The sequence below is a fragment of the uncultured Devosia sp. genome (assembly GCF_964244875.1).
GTDB lineage: Bacteria > Pseudomonadota > Alphaproteobacteria > Rhizobiales > Devosiaceae > Devosia.
Genome location: NZ_CAXTKA010000002.1, coordinates 414,744 through 436,742, shown reverse-complemented (window position 1 = coordinate 436,742; position 21,999 = coordinate 414,744). Strand labels below are relative to the sequence as shown.

Genomic DNA, 21,999 nt, shown 5'->3' with positions numbered 1-21,999 from the left:
GGGAAGCCGGCGCGGCGTCAAAGGGTGGCAGGTTTTTCGCGCATATTGGTACTCGGGGGGGAACCATTGCCTCGCTGTTTCGTTGGGCCGCATCGCGGATAAGAGCGGTTCACAGCCGCCATGGATTTAATCGGTATAGCGTCATGTCAGATTTACCCCTTCCCGACAAAGCCCGGCTTGGTGTGCCGGGGCTCGACGATATCCTGCTCGGCGGGCTGACGCGTGGACATCTCTACCTGGTCGAGGGCAATCCTGGCACCGGCAAGACCACGATTGCCTTGCAGTTTTTGCTTGAGGGCGCGCGTGCGGGCGAGACCGGGCTTTATATTACCTTGTCGGAAACCGAGGACGAGCTGCGCCTGACTGCAGTTTCGCACGGTTGGGCGATCGGGGACAAGTTCAGCGTGTTCGAGCTGGCGCCCCCCGAAAGTCTGCTCGACACCCAGCAGCAGACCCTGCTTTATTCGTCCGATCTGGAACTGGGCGAAACCACCAAGGCGATGTTCGAGGTGGTCGAGCGTATCGTGCCCCATCGCATCGTTATCGACAGCCTGTCCGAGATCCGCCTCCTGGCGCAGAGCTCATTGCGCTATCGGCGGCAAATCCTGCTGCTCAAGCATTATTTTGCCCGCAATGGCGCCACCGTGTTGATGCTGGACGATTTGACCACCGAAGAACAGGACAAGACGGTACATTCCGTCGCCCATGGCGTGGTGCGGCTGGAGGAGCTGATGCCTGAATACGGCGCAGAACGGCGGCGGCTGCGGGTCATCAAATATCGTGGTCAGGCCTATCGCGGCGGCTACCACGATTTCACCATCAAGCGTGGCGGCGTCGAGGTGTTCCCGCGCCTGGTATCGGCTGAACACCGCATCGACTATGTCCGCGATCCCCTGACCAGCAACAATGCGGCGCTGGACGCGCTTTTGGGCGGCGGCGTCGAGCGCGGGTCGAGCGCCCTCGTGCTGGGACCAGCGGGCGCCGGCAAGTCGACCTTGACGCTGATGTTTGCCAAGGCGGCGGTGGAGCGCGGCGAAAAAGCAGCCATTTTCGTGTTCGACGAGGAGTTGGGCCTATTGTTCAATCGGGCAAAGGGCCTGTCGATCGACCTGGAAGCCATGCGAGCCTCTGGCAATCTGCTGATCGAGCAGGTCGATGCCAGCGAACTGTCGCCGGGTGAATTCGCCCACCGCGTTCGCGGGCGGGTCGACGCCGCCCAGGTCAAGACCGTGGTGATCGACAGCCTCAACGGCTATCAGGCGGCCATGCCGCAAGAAGAGGCGCTGCTGCTGCACATCCACGAACTGCTGCAATATCTCAACCGGCAGGGCGCCACCACCTTCATGACGGTGGCCCAGCATGGCCTCGTAGGCGACATGAAATCGCCCGTCGACGTGACCTATATCGCCGACACCGTGATCCTGTTGCGCTATTTCGAGGCGCTGGGCCGGGTGCGCCGGGCCATATCCGTCGTCAAGAAACGCACCGGCTCCCACGAGGACACCATTCGCCAATATCGCGTGGGCCATGGTGGCTTCGAGATTGGCGAGCCGCTGGAGAATTTCCAGGGCGTGCTGACCGGCGTTCCGACCTATCTGGGCAGCAACAACCCCCTTATCGGTGACGACCTTGTTATGAATCCGGCCTCCGTCCGCCTGATGGCGGGGACAAACCAGCGTGAATAGCTCTGAGCACGCCCTGGTCCTGGCCCCGTCCGGACGAGATGCCGGCGTCGCGGTGGCCCTGTTGCACGAGGCCGGTCACCTGGGCCGGGCGCGCCGGGACATCGCCGATCTGGTTGACGGCCTCAAGGACGGTGCGGGCTTTGCGCTGGTCACCGACGAAGCGTTGCACCATGCCGACTTGACGATGCTGACCGATTGGGTCGAGGCGCAGGCGCCGTGGTCGGATTTTCCCTTCATCATTCTGACCCAGCGCCTGGGCGGCCCGCATCAGAACCCTTTGCTGGCCGGGATCCAGTCGGCGCTGGGCAACGTGATTTTCATGGAGCGGCCGTTCCAACCCTCGGCGCTCAAGAATGTGGTCGATCACGCCTTGCGCGGGCGGCGCCGCCAATATCAGGCCCGGCGCAATCTCGAGGATTTGCTTGCCAGCGAGCAAACCCTGTCGACCGCCCTGGTGGCGGGCCGGATGGGAACCTGGGAGCTCGACATTGCCGAGCAGCTGCTGACCGGCTCGGACCAGTTCAAGGCCTGCTACGGTCGCGCCCCCGGTGACCGCCTCCTCTTTGCCGACCTGATCGCGGCCATCGCCTGGCCCGACCAGAGCCGCGTGCAGCGCGCCATGGACGATACGATCATCACAGGGTCCGACCTGGTGATCGAATATCGCATCAACTGGCCGGACGGCTCAGAGCATTGGGTCGATGTTCGCGCCCGCGTATTGGCAGGGCCGCAAGGCCTGCCCGAGACGGTGATCGGCGTCGTGTCCGACATTACCAAGCGCAAATACGCCGAAGCCTTCCAGTCCGAAATAGTGCAGGAATTGGCCCTCGAGCGCGAGCGCACCCAGGAGGCCCTGCGGGGCGAGCGGGCCCTGTCGGGCCTGTTGATGACCAGCGTGCCGGCCGGCGTCGTCGCCTATGATGCCGACTTGCGGGTGACCATCTGGAACCCGGTGATGGAGCGCCTGTTCGGCATCAGTGCCGAGCGCGCCAAGGGTCGCCCGCTGGCCGAACTGATCGGGCCCGGCCAGGCCTCCGCCATCGAGCCGCGCCTGCGCGATGCCCTGGACGGCATTGCCGGGCCGATCGAGGAAATCGAGCTGACCACGGATGCCGCCGGGCAGATCGCCCTCGAAAGCCAGCATGCGCCCCTGCGCGGTGGCGATGGCCAGATCGTCGGCGGCGCTGCGTTTTTCCGCGAAATGACCGAGCGGCGCCGCGCCGAGGAACAATTGCGCCAGGCCCAGAAGATGGAGACCATCGGCCAATTGACCGGCGGGGTGGCCCATGACTTCAACAATCTGCTGGCCGCCGTACAGGGCAATCTGGAACTGCTGCGCAAGCGCCTGCCCGACGATCCGCAACTGCATCGCTTCATCGATGGCGCCATGCAGGGTACCCAGCGCGGTGCTTCGCTGACCGCGCGGCTGCTGGCCTTTGCGCGCCGGCAGGACCTCAAGTCCGTGCCCACCGACCTCGAGGACCTGCTCGAGGGCATGCGCGCCCTGGTGGAGCGCTCGATCGGCCCGTTGGTGACGGTGGAGTTCGACCTGGAGGCCGGCCTGCCGCCCGCCACGGTCGATGCCAACCAGCTCGAACTGGCAATCCTGAACCTGGCGGTCAATGCGCGCGACGCCATGCCCGATGGCGGTTACCTGCGCATCGCGCTGTCGCAACTCGATGACCTCGGCAAGACTGCGGGCCTGACCGGCCATTTTCTGCGCCTCAGCGTCACCGATACCGGTTTCGGCATGGACGAAACCACGCTCAAGAGTGCAATCGAGCCGTTTTTCTCCACCAAGGAATTGGGCAAGGGCACCGGGCTGGGCCTGTCCATGGTCCACGGCCTGGCCGTGCAACTGGGTGGCGCGCTGACCTTGTCCAGCCAGCCCGGCCAGGGCACGACCGCCGAGCTCTGGCTTCCGGTATCAACCGCACCAATCGAGGAGGTCCAGGAAATGGAACCCATCAAGACCGAAGCGCCCGCTTCCACCATTCTGGTGGTCGACGATGATGCGCTGATCAACATGAACACCGTCGATATGGTCGAAGACCTCGGGCACACGGTCATCGAGGCCTATTCGGGCAAGCAGGCGCTCGAAATCCTGACCAGCGGCACCCATATCGACGCCCTGATCACCGACTATGCCATGCCCGGCATGACCGGGGTCGAGCTGGCCACCAAGGCGCGCGATCTTTATCCCGGCCTGCCAATTCTTCTGGCTACCGGCTATGCCGACCTGCCCAGCGGCACCACCACCGACCTGCCGCGCCTGGCCAAGCCCTACCAGCAGGCCGAATTGGCGGCGCACCTGTCGCGCCTGCTGACGGTGGCCCTGGCGCCGGGGTCGTGATTTCCGACTAGGAGTTGACGGCTCGGAGTTTTTCACCTCCCTCGGGGCGAGGTCGACGAGCAGCCCCTTACGGGATGAGTACAGGGGATGGCGCCTCACCCGACCCAAGAGGGTCGACCTCTCCGCCAAGGGAGAGGTGAAGCGTTAGCGCAGGCCCGCTTCTTCCAGGAGGCCGGCCCGCTTGGCATCGTAATAATAGCCGCTGGCGTAAAAGCGCATTGCCTGGTCTTCGTTGCCGCGCGCGGTCACATAGGCGCCGGCCAGGTATTTGGCGGCATAGCGCAGATTGGTGTCGGCATCGAGCAGGCCGCCCGGATTGCCGCTATAGCCCATGCCCCGTGCGGTGGCGTGGCTGATCTGCATCAAGCCGTAATAGGGCCCATGGCGCGCCCCCGGATTGTAGCCGCTTTCGCGCACGATGACGCGGCGCACCAGCCGTTCGGGCACATTGTATTGTGCTGCATATTTGGCGATCAGCGGATCGAGCGCCGGCCGGCCCATGCCGGGGGGCGCAAACGCCGGCGCCTCGCCCGACGAAGCGAATGCCAGAAGCCCCTCCAGCGGATTGCCATCGGCCTTGTCGGGCGCAGCGGCCCGCGTCGCGGGCTGTGGCGCCGCAGTGGCGATCGGCCCGGGCGCCGGGCGGAACGAGCTCATCGAGCAGCCCGAGACCAGCAGCCCCAGCAGGGCCCCGCTCACCACCATGATTGCCGTCTGTCGCATGGGCTGATCCGTAATCTGACGCGCCACTCTAACCGATTTGCCCCAGGGGGGCGATAGCGCAATGCTGGCCGCCGCGCCACCGGGATCGGCTGCTGGCGCAGCCCGAAAAGCCAGTGCCACCGGACTGTTATCGAGGACAGCAAAATTGCTCTAGGCGGCAATCGCGGCGCCTTGATGGCGAAATCGGGGCATACGGCGTGACTTCGCCCCAATTGTTAATTGCCCTGCCGCATCGGATCGCTAAGAGTGCGTTCGGGGCGCCGCGCGGGGCCGGCGCCTCGCAGGGGCCTGGTGGCTATGAGCAGGCGCAATGGCTTGGGCGCGCGGCTGCGCTACGAGTTCGATAAATCCATGTCGGCCGGCCCGATCGCGCTGATCGGCTGGCTGGCCCTGCTGTCGCTGTTGGTCATCCTGGTGGCGGGCGCCCTCATCACCCTGCTGCGCATCGCGCCCGAAGGCGGCGAAGTGCCCGGCTTCATCGAAGCGTCCTGGGCAGCGCTGATGCGCACGCTCGACAGCGGCACCATGGGCGGGGACGCCGGCTGGGGCTTTCGCCTCGTCATGCTGGCCGTCACCATCGGCGGCATCCTCATTGTCTCCACCCTGATCGGCGTGCTCTCCACCGGCATCGAGGCCAAGCTCGACCAGTTGCGCAAGGGCCGCAGCCAGGTGCTGGAAACCGACCACACCATCATTTTGAACTGGAGCCCGTCGATCTTGGACATCATCGGCGAATTGGTTATAGCCAACAAAAGCCGCCGCAAGCCGCGCATCGTCGTCATGGCCATGCGCGACAAGGTCGAGATGGAAGAGGAAATCGCCGCCAAGGTCGGCTCCCTGGGCAATACCAGGGTCATCTGCCGCCATGGCGATCCGACCGATCTCTACGATCTGGCGCTGGCCTCCCCGCAAACCGCACGCTCGATCATCGTCGTCTCGCCCGAATTGGCCGAGGGCGCCCCCGACGATGCCGACAGCCGCGTCATCAAGACGATTCTGGCACTGGTCAACGATCCGCGCCGCCGCGCCGCGCCCTATCGCGTCGCCGCCGAAATCCGCAACGCCGCCAATGCCGATGTCGCCCGCGTCGTCGGCGGCAAGGAGCTCCAGCTGGTGCTGGCCGACGACTTGATCGCGCGCATCGTGGTGCATTCCTCGCGCCAGTCGGGCCTGTCGGCGGTCTATTCCGAACTGCTCGATTTCGAAGGCTGCGAGATCTACACGCTGGACCAGCCCGATCTGGTGGGCAACGTCTTTGGCGATAGCCTGATGGCCTATGAAACCTCCACCCTGATCGGGCTCTGCGCGCCCGACGGCACGGTGCGCCTCAACCCGCCGATGGACACACTCATCATTCCCGGCAGCAAGGCCATCGTCATCGCCGAGGACGACGCAGCGGTGCGCATCGCCACCGCCAATATCAGCGTCGACCCCGATGCGATGCGCCTGCCCGCCCCGCGCCCGGCACTGCCCGAGCGCACGCTGATCCTGGGCTGGAACCGGCGCGCCCGCATCATCGCCTATGAGCTGTCGCGCTATGTGGCGCCCGGCTCGGTGCTCGCCATTGCCGCCGATACGCCCGACCTGGAGGCGGAAGTCGCCGCGCTCGATATCGCCAGCGACAATCTGTCCATCGTTTACGGCCGCATCGATACCACCAGCCGCACGGCGCTGGAGAGCCTGGGCATTACCGGTTACGACCACGTGCTGGTGCTGGGCTATTCGGACCTGCTGCCCGCCCAGCCCACCGATACCAGCACGCTGGTGACCCTGCTGCACCTGCGCAAGATCGCCGATGCAGCGGGCGTGCATGTCAATGTGGTTTCAGAAATGGTCGATGTGCGCAATCGCGCACTGGCCGAGGTGACCCGCGCCGACGATTTCGTCGTGTCCAACAAGCTGGTCAGCCTGATGCTGGCCCAGGCTTCGGAAAACGATTGCCTGGCCGCCATCTTCGAGCAATTGCTCGATGAGGACGGCTCGGAAATCTACATGCGCCCGGCCGCTGACTATATTGGGCTCGACCGGCCCGCCAATTTCTACACCATCACCCAGGCCGCCCGCGCCCGCGGCGAAGTCGCCCTCGGCTATCACCGCCCCCGTCCCGGCGCCGCTGCCGACGGCATCGTGGTCAATCCGCTCAAGTCCCTGCCGCTGGACTATCTGCCCGGCGACCGGCTGATCGTCCTGGCCCGCGATTGAGCCGGCAATTTCGCGCACAACCCCAGTTGCGCCCATGCCCGGCTTTGGTTAGGTTGCGCCCATTCAGCCGGAGCATCGCTCCGCAGCCCGGATGCACCCGTAGCTCAGCTGGATAGAGCGCTGCCCTCCGAAGGCAGAGGTCGGGGGTTCGAATCTCTCCGGGTGCGCCAACTTGCTTGTTAGCAAATCGCTATGTTCGCTACCGATTAGCGATCGGTCCGCTATGCGCCCCATTTCAACTGTTCGTCCATATTTATGAAATTCGTGAAAGCAGACAGTTCGCTCGCGAACCTACGCCCCAGCATGTTGCATTTAAGCTGGCAGATAGTTGCGCCTCATGTCTGCGGCCTCACATTCACTAAATTGAAATCTGCCTTTTCTTTCGAGATGAAAGGCGTTTAGTGTTTGATGTAGGGGGCCAAGATGATTTTGGAAGACACTGCCGATGATGCGCCGCAAGAATTTGCGGAACGACCTGCAATACACAGCGACATTGCAGCCAGCTTTACCTACGCATCCTATCAGAACGCAATCCCGGTTATTCGTTCGATTAGGCTGAGCAATTCGACAGGACAAAATTTACAGAATTTGGCCCTAGAGTTGACGGCAGATCCCGCCTTCCTTCGCCCCAAGACTTGGACCATCGACCGGCTGTTGCATGGCGATGATATCACTTTGAGCGATCGGAAAGTCGACTTCGACCCAGCATACCTTGGCGGTCTCAACGAGGCAGAACGCGGCTGTGTTTCGCTGCTCCTGAAGCGCGGGAGTGAGGTGCTGGCTGAAGAACGCATCGATGTTCGGCTGCTGGCTCGCGACGAATGGGGCGGTGTGCACGATATGGCGCAACTGCTGCCCGCTTTCGTCATGCCCAATGACCCCGCTATAGCTGCCATTCTGCGCCAGGCAGCTGATCAATTGATTGCCCATGGTCACTCTTCAGCTCTTGATGGCTATCAGAGCAGCAGTCCACAACGCGCTTTTCTGTTAGCCGCATCCATCTATTCTACGGTTACCGGCATGGGTCTGCACTATGCCGAGCCGCCGATCAGTTTCGAGCATCGCGGCCAGAAGGTGCGTCGCCCCTCGACCATCGAAACCGAGCGTCTCGCCACCTGCCTCGATACCAGCCTGCTTTTTGCCGCCGCGCTCGAAGGCGCTGGGCTCTATCCGGTCATTCTGATGTTTAACGGCCACGCCGCCGTCGGCGTCTGGCTCAACAAACGAACGCTGTCGAGCAGCATCGAGCATGACGCCATGGAGATCCGTAAGGCACTCGCGGCGCGCGAATTGCTGGTGTTCGAAACCACCGGCGTCACCCATCGTCCGGCCATGCCGCTTGATGCCGCCCAGCGCCTGGCCGAGCGCCGCCTCGACGAAACCAATGCTCATGAATTTGTCGCCGCAATCGATGTGCACCGCGCTCGTAGCGGCGGTATCACGCCGCTGGCATCACATGAGCCCTTGCGCCGCGCCGCAACCGGTGACCTGACGCCGGTCAGCGCACTTCCTTTGCCCATAACGCCACCTCTTGGCACCGGCCCCGCCGAAATCGTCGAGGTCAAGCCGACCACCGCCTCCGGTCGCGTCGATCGATGGCAGCGCAAGCTGCTTGACCTTACGCTGCGCAATCGCCTGCTTAATTTTGCCGAAGGCCGCAAGACCATCCCCTTCCTCTGCGCCGATGCCGCGGCGCTGGAAGACATGCTGGCCGGTGGCGCTGCCATCCGTCTCATTTCGCTGCCGGAACAGAACCCGCTCGGTGAACGCGATCCGGCCCTGTACCGCGAAGTACATGGCAAGGACCTCCAACAAGGCTTTGCCGCGGAGGCCCTGCAGCGGGGCGAACTGGCTTCGCCACTCCCCGGCCGCGACCTCGATGTCCGGCTGATCGAGTTGCACCGTCAGGCCAAGAACGATCTGGCCGAAGGCGGCGCTAACACGCTTTTTCTCGCCGTTGGTTTCCTGCGCTGGAAAAAGAAGCTCGAAGATACCCGCTTTTATCGCGCACCCCTCCTTTTGGTGCCGGTCAAGCTTGAACGCCGCAGCGCCAGCTCGGCCTTCTCGCTGCGGTATCACGAGGACGAACCGCGCTTCAACGCTACACTCCTGCAATTTCTCGAAAGCGAGTTCGATCTTCGCCTGCCCCAGTTCAATGGCGATCTACCTACCGATGCCAATGGTGTGGATGTGCCGCGCCTCCTGACCATGATGCGCCAGGCCGTACGCGACGTCCCCGGCATGGAAGTGGTTGACGAAACTGCGCTGTCCACCTTCTCCTTCGCTAAATTCCTGATGTGGAAGGATCTGGTCGAGCGCACCAACGCCCTGCGCCAAAATCGCGTCGTCCGCCACCTGATCGACACGCCTGAGCAGGCCTTTGCCGGTGCCGGTGAGCCCTTTGCGAGCGAAGCCAGCCTCGACACCCGCCCGCCGGCCGATGTGGTCTCGTTGCTACCAGCAGACTCTTCGCAAACTGCCGCCAGTCTCGCCGCAGCCGAAGGACGCGATTTCATCATTATTGGCCCGCCTGGCACCGGCAAGAGCCAAACCATTGCCAACATGATGGCCAATTGCCTGGCGACCGGCAAATCCGTGCTTTTCGTCGCCGAAAAGACTGCCGCACTTGACGTCGTCTATCGTCGCCTGCGTGAACATGGCTTGGGAGCTCACTGTATCGAACTGCATTCGAGCAAGGCCGACCGCCGCAACTTTCTGGGGCAGCTCAAGTCCTCCTGGGAAAAGGGTAGCCGAGTCAGAGACGACGAGTGGGTTCGCGTTAATGAGCAACTCCGCCTGCGCCGCGACGAGCTCAACCGCTATGTCGCCGCTCTGCACAAGACCTATCGTAATGGCCTTACGCCCTATGGCGCGCTGGGCCTGGCGCTGCGCGGCCAGAACGATCCTGCCCCCAAGCTGGCTTGGCTAAGCCACGAAGTCCATGACCAGATTCAGCGGCACGATCTGGAACGCATGGCCGACGAAGTGGGGCTCGCCTTCCGATCTATCCAGACCCGCCCCACCCTGCAACTGATCGACCATCCCGAATGGACTTCGGCCTGGCAGGCCGATCTTCTGGCTAAAAGTACCGAGCTCGGCGCGGCCAGCGAGATTCTCGGCACCAGCCTTGGCGCTTTTCTCGGCGCCATCGGCTTTCAGCCCAATTCCGATGCAGCACTAGCCGATATCGCCGTGCTTGAAGCCATTGCCGATGTGCTGATCGACAGCGCCGGACACGACTTAACTGTTTTCCTCGATCCTGAACTCGGCAACCTCCCCAAGGCGCTTGCCGCGCTTGAAGCCGAACTTGCGGCCTTCGCCGCATCCCGTGCACTTTTATCGGCCAGCTATAACGAAGCCGCGTTGCTCGGGGCAGATCTAGTCACGATTGACGCCCAATGGCGTGAAGCGCTGACTGCCTTCTGGCCCAAGGCCCAGATCGACAAGCGTAAGGTGCAAAAGCTGCTCCAGACCTATGTCCGCAGCGGCACGGCCGATGCCGACACCGATCTACCGGCGCTCCTCGCCATGCAAGCCAGCGCCCGCGCCATCGCAGCAAACTCGCTGGCGACCAAGACGGTCGGCTTTGCCGGTCTCGAAACGAATACCGGGCAAGTCGCTCACGTGCTGGGCCTTGCTGATCGGATGCGCCGCGTCCTTGGTCCCTTCGCCAGTGACACGGAAGCTGTGCGCGCAATGATCCGCGCACTCGACCAAACGCTGCGCTCCGGCGCCGACGATCACGTCCGCCATGCCGCCCGGCGCCTTGTCGCATCCCGCGTCGGCCTCAATGCGGCCCTTGACGCGTTCGCTGCCGTAGCGGGCAGCACACCGCCTTTGGCAGGTTCGACACCGCTGGCCGATTTGCAGACGCTTCTGGCTGAACTGCCGCAAGTGGCTCATCTCCTGCGCGACTGGACCAGCTGGTGCCGCTCGCGCAAGCAGGCCGTCCAGCGCGGTCTTGGGCCTCTGATCTCCGGTCTCGAAGCGGGCACCATTATCCCCGATGGCGCGGCCGTTGCGTTCCGTCTGGCCTATGCCCGCTGGTGGGCGCCCCTGGTGCTTGATCTTGATCCAGTGCTCCGCGACTTCCGCCGCTTCCAGCACGAACATGCGATTGTCGATTTCCGCCAGATCGATGACATGGTCCGCGCCCAGGCTACCCAGCGTGTGCTCAATGTCATTTCTCATGGGCTGCCGCAAATCCAGAGCGTACCCCGCAATTCCGAGCTTGGCCTGCTCCGTCATCAGATGGAGTTGCAGCGTCCCAGCCGCTCGATCCGCGAAATGATCGGCGCCATGCCGGAAAACTTCGGGAAGCTGGCGCCTTGCATGCTGATGTCGCCACTGTCCATTGCGCAATATTTGCCGCCTGATCAGGCGCTATTTGATGTGGTCATCTTCGACGAGGCCTCTCAGATCACTACCTGGGACGCCGTCGGCGCCATCGCGCGAGCACACCAGACCATTGTGGTCGGCGATCCAAAGCAGTTGCCGCCCACCAACTTCTTTGGCCGCAACGAGGAAGACGAGGCGGTTGCCGAACACGAAAAGGACCTCGAAAGCATTCTCGACGAAGTAAAGGCGTCTGGCATCCCAGTGCGTGACCTGCGCTGGCATTATCGCAGCCGCAATGAATCGCTTATCGCCTTCTCAAACCACTACTATTACCAGAACCGGCTGGTCACCTTCCCCTCGCCCAATGTCGAGGATCGCGCCGTGCAGTTGCGCAAGGTGGGCGGCATCTATGACCGCGGCAAAAGCCGTACCAATCGCGGCGAAGCACAAGCTATCGTAGACGAGGCCGTCGGCCGCCTCGGCGGTTGGTTGGCCCTGCCGGAAAAGGAGCGCCCCACACTTGGGGTCATCACCTTCAACGCTCAACAGCAATCCCTGATCCACGACCTGTTTGATGCCGCCCGGCGTGACCGGCCCGAACTTGAATGGTTTTTTGCCGAAGACCGCATCGAGCCTGTCATTGTCAAGAATCTGGAGAATGTTCAGGGTGATGAGCGTGACGTTATCCTGTTCTCGATCACTTTTTCACAGGACGCAGCGGGCAAGCGCAGCATGGATTTCGGTGCCCTCAACCGCGATGGCGGCGAACGCCGGCTCAACGTTGCCGTCACCCGAGCTCGCCAGGAATTGCTGGTCTTTTCTGGTTTCACCGCCGACCAGATCGACGTCAACCGAACCAAGGCGTTGGGTGTAAAACACCTGAAGGCTTTTCTCGACTTCGCCGAACGCGGCGCTATTGCCCTGCCTGCACAGGATGATGGTTCGGTCGGCGCACTGGAGTCGCCGTTCGAAGAGGCCGTGGCATTGCAACTTGAGGGCCGCGGTTGGGAAGTCGTGCCGCAGGTGGGCATTTCGGGTTTCCGGGTCGATATGGGCATTCGCGATCCCGACCGGCCAGGCACCTATCTGGCCGGCGTCGAATGCGATGGCGCCACCTATCACAGCTCAGCCACCGCCCGTGATCGCGACAAGGTGCGCGAACAGGTTTTGCGCGGTCTGGGTTGGACCATCTTGCGCGTTTGGTCGACAGACTGGTGGTTCGATCCGGCCGGCGCGGTGGACCGCCTTCACATTGCGCTCACCGAACAACTTGAAACCTTGCGCGCAAAACGTGCCGAGGCCGAAGCGGCAGAATCGGAAGCGGCAGAATCGGAGGCAGCTGCCGGCCGTCACTGGGACATGGGCGAGGAGGTCCAAGCAGCAATTGAAACGGGCATGAGTGAGGAGAGCCAGCCAGACATAACCCTTGTTCCGCAATCGCCATCCGCTGCGCCAGCACCGGAGCCCGTGCGGTTGATGGGTGTGGCGGAAATTGTTGAATTGGCTCCGCCGGTCGTCGTGTCAGCACCTGCGCAACTGGATGCTAGCGCCACCGGCTACCGAGTTACCGATCTTTCCGCGCTACCAGCCGATCCCGACCGCTTCTACGACTTCGAATATCGAAGCATACTTAAGGCCATGATCGACACGGTGATTGAGCATGAAGCACCCCTTCGTGACGATGTTTTGGCGCAGCGCATCGCGCGGGCTCACGGCTGGCCGCGAACTGGTCCGCGGATTCGGGAGCGGATCGATATCCATCTGCGCGATGTGGACCGAACCAGCGAGAGCAGCGGCATCTTCCTTTGGCGCAAAGACACCATCACATCGCTGCTAGACTACCGTCCTCACGCCAACGAGGAAGCTCGGCGCAGCATTGGCGACATTGCCATTGCCGAATTAGCCTCCCTCGTGATCTCCAATCCGGCCTTGCTCGATCAGCGCGATCCTGCCGCTGATCTGGCGCGACTGCTTCGCGTCGAGCGCTTGGCGGCGACGTCGCGTGCCCGGCTGGACGAAGCGATCGCCCGCGCGCGTCAACATATCCAGAATTGAGAACCATGTTTCGTTTCATCCATAGCTCCGATCTGCATATCGGCAAACGTTTTGGCAATTTGCCGGAAGACCTGCGCGGTCGCCTATGCGAGGCGCGTCACACGGCTCTTTCTCGCTTGGCCCGGCAGGCGCGCAGCAATGGTGCTGCCATCATCCTTCTGGCTGGAGATACTTTCGATACAGAAACGCCAACGCCGCAAATGCTGCATCACGCCATGCAGGAAATGCGTCAGTCACCCGACCTCACCTGGGTCATCTTGCCGGGCAATCACGACTCGCTTCTGGCAGACGAACTCTGGCGGCGCGCCCGCGATATTTTGCCGCCCAATGTTATCCTTGCACTTGAGCCAAGGCCCATCGAACTTGCCGGCAATGTCGTGCTTCTGCCAGCCCCTTGCACCACGCGCCGCCCGGGCCGTGACCTCACCGAATGGATGAGCACCGCCGCCACGCCGCAAGGCGCCGTGCGCATTGGCCTTGCCCATGGCCCCGTGCTCGATTTTTCCGAAGACGGCGCCAAGGGCGAAGTCATCGCGCCAAACCGTGCCGCCTTGGCGGGTCTCGATTATCTCGCGCTCGGCGACTGGCATGGCCGGCTCAGTCTCAACGAGCGCACCCATTATAGTGGATCTCCCGAACCAGATCGCTTCAAGCACGGCAAGCCAGGCGAAGCATTGCTGGTTACCATCGCCAATGCAGACGCCGTTCCGGAGATAACTACCGTACCCACTGCCAATTTTGCTTGGCAGACTAGGCCGCTCGAACTTTTGGGCGAGGAAGATGGCCTGGCCAGTCTTGAAGCGGCATTACCCGAGCCGACCAACCGTCGCCAGACCTTGCTGCGACTTGACCTGTTCGGTCACACTCGCATCGCCACCCGGACTGCGCTTGCGGCCCGAGCCGATGCGCTGGCGCCACAATTTGCGCATTTTGAGGTCGAGGACAGTCAGTTGCTGACCGAATGCGAAGCCAGCGATCTGGAGCGCATCGACCATGCCGGCGCACTGCGCCTGGCCGCTGAGGCTCTCCTCGCACAAAGCGAGGACGCTTCGCTATCGGCTGATGAACGGACCATTGCCCAGGCTGCGCTGATGCGCCTCTTCACCTATTGCGAAAAGATCGACGCATGAAACTCCGTGCCCTTCGCCTGCACAACGTGAAGAGGTTCGCCGGCCGCGGCGTGTCCATCGAGAATATTGGTGACGGTGTCAACGTGCTGGCTGCCGCCAACGAGTTTGGCAAGTCCACCTCGTTCGAAGCCTTGCACGCCCTGTTTTTCCAGCCCCATTCCGGCACACCCAATAGCGTTAAACTGCTGCGCCCATATGCCGGGGGCAACCCGCTGGTCGAGGCCGATATCGAGACCAAGGATGGCGCCTTCCGACTGACTAAGCAATTCTACGGCGGACGTTACGCACGCATCATCGAACTGGGCAATAATCGCCTCGTCGCCCAAGCCGATGAAGCCGAAGCCTTCATCGCCAATCTGACCAAAGGTGGCGCCGGCGGCCCGGCCGGGCTGCTCTGGGTCCGCCAAGGCCTGACCGGTATTGAAAAACGCAGTACATCCGAAGAAGAAAGCGACCGCCGCGTCCGCGAAACGCTGTTGTCATCGGTGCAGGGCGAGGTCGAAGCGCTGACAGGTGGCCGTCGCATGGCCGAAATTCTGATGGCCTGCGAAGAGGCATTGGGCCGTCTCGTTACCCCAAGCAATATGAAACCCAAAGCCGGCGGTCCTTACAAGGATGCGCTTGACGAACAAGACCGGCTGGCGGCCCTCGAACAACAATTGTCCGCCGATGTCGCTGCCCTGCGCGATGCGCTGGATCGTCGCAGGATAGCCACGCGCCGCTTGGCTCAACTCGAAGCGCCCGAGGAAGTCGAGGCGCGCCGAGAGGAGATCAAGGTCGCCGAGGAAGCCTCTCAAGCGGCCCGTTCGCATCGCGAAACCCTGCTCGCCGCCGAAGCCGGTCTGGCATTGGCGGTCGAGCAGCATCGCGCAGCCGCAGTTGCTTCCGAGCAGTTTCAAAATGCGCTCGACCGCGCTGGGCAACTGGAGCGACGAGCGACCGCCTCCACGCAGCGCCTCGATCTCGCCAAAGCCCGCCACGCAGATGCCAGGGCCGAGAGCGACCGCCTGCAGGCTGAGATGCAAGCCGCAGAAGCGGGCGAGCGCCAAGCACTTGAGGACAAAGCCCGTCTCGACGCCGCGCAGGACGCGCGTGATGCGGCTGAACGCTTCGACGCTGCCAATGACAGACTGACGCAAGCCGAGGCCATTCGCACCAGATTAGAGACAGGCGACGCCCTGCTCGCCACCTTGCTTGTTCCAAAAAAGGCCCTTGAGCAACTCGAAGACCTTGATCTCGAATTAGCCCGCTTGAGCGCCGTGCAATCGGCAGCTTTGCCCAGCCTGCGCATGGTCTATGCCAATCCAGCCGACACCTCGATTGCACTGGCCGGCAAACCGCTCACCCATGACGCCCACCAGAACTTTAGCGGTACGATCGATCTGGACATTGCCCATGTCGGCCGCCTTACGATCCGAAGCCGATATGTCGACGACGCCGGCCAAGCCATTGCGGCTGTCCAGGACAAGGTTCGGATGCTCCTGGTCTCTGTCGGCGTCGAAAGCATTGCCGCAGCGCGCCAGCGCCGGAATATTGCCCGCGAAAAATCCGACGCCCTAACTCTCGACCGCCAACTGCTTGGGCAACTTGCTCCTGATGGTATCGAAACCCTGCGCGAGGCCGTCACGCGTCTGGACGCGCTGCGGGGCGACAGACTCGAAATCAAGTTCGATGCCTCGGCCATCATCGAGGCACTCCGGTCTGCAGACGCTGATGTCGTCGCCAGCCGCAACGCAGTGCGCGAAGCGCGCCCGATGACAGACGCGGCGCATCAGGAATTTCTCGCCGCCCACGCCGCGCACGCAGAGTTACAGGCCGAGTTGCGCGCGCTTGAGGCGACGCTGGGTGCTTCCAGCCAAAGACCGGCAAAGGTCATGCAAATCGACGGCGAACTCCAAGCACGCCGCGAGCGTTTGCTGTCAGCCGAAGCCGCTGTCGAACCGCTTCGAGCTAGGGTCCAGGACCTTGCGGCAGCCGAACTTAGCCTCAAACGCGTGCGCGCCGTCGCTCAGGCAGCCGACCAGGAAATCAAGCTGAACAGGGAAACGCTTGCCGACCTGAATGGCCAGATCCGCACGCAAGCTGACAAGGCAATCGAGGAGAATTGGCAAGAAACCAAGGATTTGTTGACCGCCGCTACCGACAAGGCTCACCGCTACGAAGTTGAGGTAAAGACCCTTGATCGCCTCCGGACAGCCCTCACCAGCGCCCGTTCTTCCGCGCGCGACCTTTATCTGAAGCCCGTCATCACCGAACTACGCCCGCTGATCGGCCTGCTTTTTGACGACATTACAGTCGCATTCAACGAGACCACGCTGCTCCCGAAAACCGTTCTGCGAAACGGGCAGCAAGAGGAAGTCGAACGGCTCAGTGGCGGCATGCGCGAACAGCTATCGATCCTCACTCGTCTTGCCTTCGCACGTCTACTCGCCCGCGACGGCCGCTCTGCGCCGGTTATACTGGACGATGCATTGGTCTATTCCGACGACGACCGCATCGAGCGCATGTTCGAAGCCCTGCACAGCCAATCGCGCGACCAGCAAATCCTGATCTTCTCATGCCGTCAGCGCGCATTCTCCCGGCTCGGCGGAAATGTCTTATCGATATCCGACTGGTCGCCCCCATGAAAATTGCAGGCTGACTATTGCAACATCTGTTAATGAACCTCGCCTATGGACACTGCTCGTGTATGCAATCTGGATGATGAGGTGCAAAGCGGACAGTCGGCTCACTGCCCAACGCTGCCGGGTCGCGATATCTTGGGCAGTGTTTATGCTGAACATCGGCTCCCCGCGGAGTTATCTATTAATTTCAACAGCGTAGGTGTTCGCAGTTTTATTCTGACCGGTTCGCCAACATTTTCAATGAGTTAGCAATTATCTGTATTTTCTGTCACATAGAAATGCACCCCAATTGGTGATGTGGCGGATTGCCGTGGCTTACGCGTCCTGCGCGCCAACTGGTCTTGGACGCGCGCGATCGCCGTACATCGGGGGGAATGCGCCAACGCCAACCGATGACCTGTGGGGTAGACTATCTCGGTTCCTGGATTCAGCGCCGAAAGCGCGCGACAGGAGCGCCTTGTGCGCGCACCTTGACCGCGAGCACCGTGCCGGCGCTCGGATTGGCTGCCAATTGTTCGGCTTCCAAGCCTTGTGTCAGGCTGGTGATGTAAAGCGTGCGCATATCCAAGTCGCCGAAGCAGGCATGGTCGGCCGGAAATTCGGTACGACCATGAAGTTGCCGTCGTTCAACCGCATCTGGCTGATGGGCAGCCGGATTTCGCAGAGCACTTCGCTCACTCCGGTCTGAACATCCAATAGAACCACCCGGGCTTGCAGCGCCACGACCAGCTTGCCGCTGTCGCACAAGCCCAGCGCACTGGCAGCCGAGGGGAAACGGTGGACCTGGCGTGTGCCGGAGCCGACTGAAATGACGTGAATTTCGCCATCCAGGATCGAGGCGTAATGCAACGTCTACTGACCGGCATCCCAGACCGGGCTTTCACCGACGCCGCGCGGGGTAGAATCGACGGTCTTGAAGGTTTCGCCATCGGCGATGAGCGAGTTTGCGGCGGCGGTCATCGAGCGGTCCTTAGGCTTTTGCGGCACCGGCATGAATGCCGGTCCTAGTGCTGCGCCGACTTGGGCATCTTGATGGACGAGCCGCAGCTTTCCCGGATGGTGAGGGAAATGGGGACATCGTAGCGCGTCTGCGAGAGATCCCGTTTCATGATCAGGCCGAACAGCACCTCCACCGCGAGTGCGTTACGCTCGTGGGAGATGGTGGTCAGGGACGGATTGGTAAAGGCGCCGATAGTGGTGCCGTCGAAGCCGACGACGGCCACGTCTTCGGGGACGCGAATGCCGTTTTGCCTTAGCACGCGCAGCGCGCCGATCGCCATGAGATCATTATAGGCGAAGATGGCGGTCGGGCGTTCAGCCCCGGACTGCGACAGCAGCAACTGGGTAGCTTCGGCGCCGCCTGACATGGTATTGCGTCCCACGGCGAACCAGGCTTCGCAGGCCTCCAGCCCGGCGCCATTCAGCGCCCGTCGAAAGCCCAAGTACTTCTTGTGGGTTTTGTTGTCGAGCTCGGTGATATAGCCAATCCGGCGATGGCCCAGCGAAATCAGGTGCTGGGTCGCCATGAAGCCACCGCCCTCGACGTCGATGCTGATATTGGGGATATTGGAGGGCAAATGCCCTCCGGCCTGGATGATGACGCAAGACACGCCCCGCCCGGCCAGGACCTCGATCTGATCGGATACCGAGTCGGGATCGACGCCCAGCAAGACGCCATCGACCGAGCCACCGGCCAGGTAGGATAGCACCTGGCGCACCTTCGCCGGAGAATTGGCGACCATCACGTTGACGGAGAAGCCGCGCTCGTCCGCCTCTGCCTGGGCTTGGCTGACCACTTCGGCGAAGAACGGGTTTTGCAGGCTGGGCACGACCACCGTAATCGCCTGCGTCGCCTGATTGCGCAAGCTGCGGGCCAGACGGTTGGGGACATAATTGAGTGTCCTGGCGGCCTCGAAAACCCGCTCTTGCGTTGGCTTGGAGACCCTCGAAGCATCTCCCCGCCCGCGCAGGACGAGGGACACGGTGGTTTGCGAAGCTCCGGCCAATCGAGCGACATCAAGACTGGTGGGAGCGCGGCTTTTTTCACTCATCGCTTGTTGGCTTTTCCGATTGGCGGGGAAACCGGCGTATTTTGACACTAACTAGGTATTAGCCTTTGGTACTGGTTCATGCTCCGCACAGTGTCAATAGACAGGCGCGCCAGGCCCGCCTTGCCAAGCCGAGCCGCCGACCTTCAAAACGATCATTCGCCACAACCTTGACAATTCCATCCAGCTGCGCCTATGCTTTTGCTAAATCCTATTAGCAAGCTGCGTGTGTGCTGTTTACCGTGCGGCTGGCCTTGCGGAGCTTGATTGATTTGGCGCCGGAGGCGTCAGGATGACTTAGTGCTAAATCGTTTTAGCACTTGGCCGGCAAGCAGCGTCGAGCAACAGCTGCGGCCGGAGGAGGAATGGCGCCAAGCGCTAAAAAGGAGGACTGCATTGTCTCAATTTCTCATTGGACGTCGAAAATTACTGGCTGGAACAGGCGCCGTGGCGCTTGGAGCGGCGGCTATGGCCATGATCGGGCGCGCTTTCGCGCAGGAGCAACATCTGCGGTACTTTTTCTGGGGCGGCCCCGCCCGCGCCGCCAACCGGCAGGCGGCGGTGGACAAGTTTGTCGCCGAAAAAGGGTCGATCTCCGCCAGCGTAGAATGGGCTGGTTGGGATGACTATTGGCCGCGCCTCAACACCCAACTCGCCGGCGGCAATCCGCCCGACCTGATTCAGATGGATTTCAGCCGCATCGAGGAATTTGCCAGCCGCGGCACGTTGCTGGAACTCGATGCCTATATCCCGGGCACCCTCCAGATTGCCGGGTTCGGCGACAAGCGCCTGGCTTCGGGCAAGATCGGCGGGAAAACCTACGGCATTACCGGCGGCGATAATTCCCAGGCCATGTTTTACGACGTCGCTGCCTGGGACGAGGTTGGCGTGGCACCGACCAATCTCATGTCCTGGAACGATTTCCGGTCCGTATGCGAGCAGTTCAAGGCCAAGACGAGCCGGAATAACGTGGTGGCGACGCCAAACCGTGGCGGCGGCAGCAACGAACTCGAAGTTTGGATGCGCCAACGCGGCAAATCGCTCTACAACGGCAAGGCCCTGGGCTTCGAGCTGGCCGACCTGGTCGAGTGGTTCGATTTCTGGCAGGCCATGACCAATGACGGTCTGGCGGCAACAGGCGAAATCCAGGGCCTGCAGCAGGCCAGCGCCGAAGGCGCCCTGATGACGCAGGGACTGGCGGCAATCTCGTTCGGTTGGTCCAACGATCTGGTGGCCTATGCGGCATTGACGCCCAACCAGATCGGTATGCTGACCATTCCAGGATCGGACACCAGGCCGGGACAGTTCATCAAACCATCGCAATTTCTCAGTGTCGGCGCCAAATCGCCCAATGCGGAACTGGCGGTGGCATTGATCAACTTCCTGCTCATGGATCCTGAGGCCGTCAAAATCCAGAAGCTGGACGTCGGCGTTCCCCCCGACGTGGCGGTGCGCGAGGCGCTGCTCCCCAGCCTGAACCCGATCGAGCAGCAGATTGTCGGCTATCTGGGCGAAGCGGAAAAGGCGGCCGGAAACTTGCCCCCGCCGCCCCCGCCTGGTGCTGGAGAGGTGGCGCTGATGCTCAACGACGTCAATACCGAGATCATGTTCGGCCTGTCGCCGGCCGATGGTGCACAAAAGGTCATGGACCAGGCTGCCGCAATTCTAGCGCGCGCCTGACAAGCTCAATCCCCCCGTTTGCGGCGGGGGGATATTTGGGTTAGGGGCGAATGATAGAAATCAGTTCAGCCGCCGGCCCTCGCCATTGAACAGGTGAACCGCCGACAGGTCGGGCTTGACTCGCAGCATCGACCCCGGCGCCAAGCTGATGCGCTCCCGGAAGACGCCATTGATCGTCTGGCCGCCCAGGCGGCCGATAACCAGCGTCTCCGAACCTGTCGGTTCCAGCACGACGACTTCAATGGCGATACCGGCGGGATCCAGCTGCAGATGCTCGGGACGGATACCGTAGATGACTGCTGGGCCGCTATTGGCGGGCACCGGCAAAACGATGCCGTCGGCGATGCTAAATCCCGCTTCGGTCATCTCGCCGGACAACAGGTTCATCGCCGGCGAGCCGATAAAGCCGGCTACGAAGGTATTCTGCGGTCGATCATATAGCTCCAGCGGCGTTCCCGCCTGCTCGACCGAGCCGGCCCGCATGACCACAATCTTGTCGGCCATGGTCATGGCTTCGACCTGGTCATGGGTAACGTAGACGGTCGTGGTCTTGAGCCGCTGATGCAGTTCCTTGATTTCCGAGCGCATCTGCACGCGCAGCTTGGCGTCGAGGTTGGACAAGGGCTCGTCGAACAGGAACACTTTGGGGTCGCGCACGATGGCGCGGCCCATGGCAACGCGTTGGCGCTGGCCGCCCGACAATTGGCGTGGCTGGCGTTCCAGCAATTCGCCAAGGCCGAGAATCTGGGCGGCGCGCTCCACCTTGACGCGAATTTCCGCCTTGGAGACGCGTTTGAGCGCCAGCGAAAATCCCATATTTTGCGCAACGGTCATATGGGGATAGAGCGCATAGTTCTGGAACACCATGGCGATATCGCGCTGCTTGGGCGGCAGATCGTTGACGACGCGGTCGCCGATGCGGATCTCGCCACCCGAGATCTCCTCAAGCCCGGCGATCATGCGCAGCAAGGTTGATTTGCCACAGCCCGAGGGACCGACGAGCACGACGAACTCGCCGTCCTCGATGTCGATACCGACGCCGTGCAGGACCTTGAGTGTGCCGTAAAACTTGGTTGCACCGCGAATGGTGACCGACGCCATGTGCTGTCTCCTCTTACTAGCGGTCTCCGGGAGCCAGAGCGCCAATTTCAGGCCGAAGCC

Annotated in this window: 10 protein-coding genes, 1 tRNA gene and 1 pseudogene; 8 read left to right on the top strand and 4 right to left on the bottom strand. The window is 62.2% G+C overall.

The window, feature by feature from the left end:
* The first annotated feature begins 143 nt into the window (after positions 1-143).
* On the top strand, positions 144-1,685 hold the full coding sequence (locus ACFE8X_RS04505; RefSeq protein ID WP_375450253.1) for an ATPase domain-containing protein: 1,542 nt from the start codon (positions 144-146) through the stop codon (positions 1,683-1,685).
* Positions 1,678-4,038 carry a PAS domain-containing protein gene (locus tag ACFE8X_RS04500; protein ID WP_375450252.1) on the top strand — a complete coding sequence of 787 codons (2,361 nt, stop codon included), beginning with the start codon at positions 1,678-1,680 and terminating at the stop codon, positions 4,036-4,038. Before ACFE8X_RS04505 ends, ACFE8X_RS04500 begins: the two co-directional genes overlap by 8 nt.
* Before the next feature lie 144 nt (positions 4,039-4,182).
* On the opposite strand, the pseudogene ACFE8X_RS04495 reads toward ACFE8X_RS04500, so the two are convergent.
* Positions 4,183-4,524, bottom strand: a pseudogene (locus ACFE8X_RS04495) (transglycosylase SLT domain-containing protein); the annotation flags it as partial.
* Between the two features lie 534 nt (positions 4,525-5,058).
* On the opposite strand from ACFE8X_RS04495, the gene ACFE8X_RS04490 reads away from it, so the two are divergent.
* The 5 genes from ACFE8X_RS04490 (at position 5,059) to ACFE8X_RS04470 (ending at position 17,113) form a co-directional block, all read left to right on the top strand.
* Positions 5,059-6,963: a hypothetical protein gene (locus ACFE8X_RS04490; RefSeq protein WP_375450251.1), complete on the top strand. Its 1,905-nt coding sequence runs from the start codon at positions 5,059-5,061 to the stop codon at positions 6,961-6,963.
* 93 nt (positions 6,964-7,056) lie between these two features.
* A tRNA-Arg gene (locus ACFE8X_RS04485) sits at positions 7,057-7,133 on the top strand.
* Positions 7,134-7,386: 253 nt separating this feature from the next.
* Complete coding sequence (locus tag ACFE8X_RS04480) at positions 7,387-13,356, top strand: DUF3320 domain-containing protein (protein WP_375450250.1); 5,970 nt, start codon at positions 7,387-7,389, stop codon at positions 13,354-13,356.
* A gap of 5 nt (positions 13,357-13,361) precedes the next feature.
* A complete protein-coding gene (locus ACFE8X_RS04475) occupies positions 13,362-14,486 on the top strand; it encodes an exonuclease SbcCD subunit D (RefSeq protein ID WP_375450249.1) in 1,125 nt (374 codons plus the stop codon).
* Entirely contained in the window at positions 14,483-17,113 is a 2,631-nt protein-coding gene (locus ACFE8X_RS04470; protein WP_375450248.1) for an AAA family ATPase, read from the top strand. Before ACFE8X_RS04475 ends, ACFE8X_RS04470 begins: the two co-directional genes overlap by 4 nt.
* A 531-nt stretch (positions 17,114-17,644) precedes the next feature.
* On the opposite strand, the gene ACFE8X_RS04465 is transcribed toward ACFE8X_RS04470, so the two are convergent.
* Together ACFE8X_RS04465 and ACFE8X_RS04460 are read right to left on the bottom strand one after the other, a co-directional pair.
* Positions 17,645-17,959, bottom strand: coding sequence for an SMP-30/gluconolactonase/LRE family protein (locus ACFE8X_RS04465; RefSeq protein WP_375450247.1), 315 nt, complete (start codon positions 17,957-17,959; stop codon positions 17,645-17,647).
* Positions 17,960-18,114: 155 nt separating this feature from the next.
* Entirely contained in the window at positions 18,115-19,161 is a 1,047-nt protein-coding gene (locus tag ACFE8X_RS04460) for a LacI family DNA-binding transcriptional regulator (RefSeq protein WP_375450246.1), read from the bottom strand.
* A gap of 465 nt (positions 19,162-19,626) precedes the next feature.
* Between ACFE8X_RS04460 and ACFE8X_RS04455 the strand changes: the two genes are divergently transcribed.
* Entirely contained in the window at positions 19,627-20,838 is a 1,212-nt protein-coding gene (locus ACFE8X_RS04455; RefSeq protein WP_375450245.1) for an extracellular solute-binding protein, read from the top strand.
* Positions 20,839-20,898: 60 nt separating this feature from the next.
* Here ACFE8X_RS04455 and ACFE8X_RS04450 read toward each other — a convergent pair whose 3' ends face one another.
* Complete coding sequence (locus ACFE8X_RS04450) at positions 20,899-21,939, bottom strand: ABC transporter ATP-binding protein (protein WP_375450244.1); 1,041 nt, start codon at positions 21,937-21,939, stop codon at positions 20,899-20,901.
* Positions 21,940-21,999 lie beyond the last annotated feature (60 nt).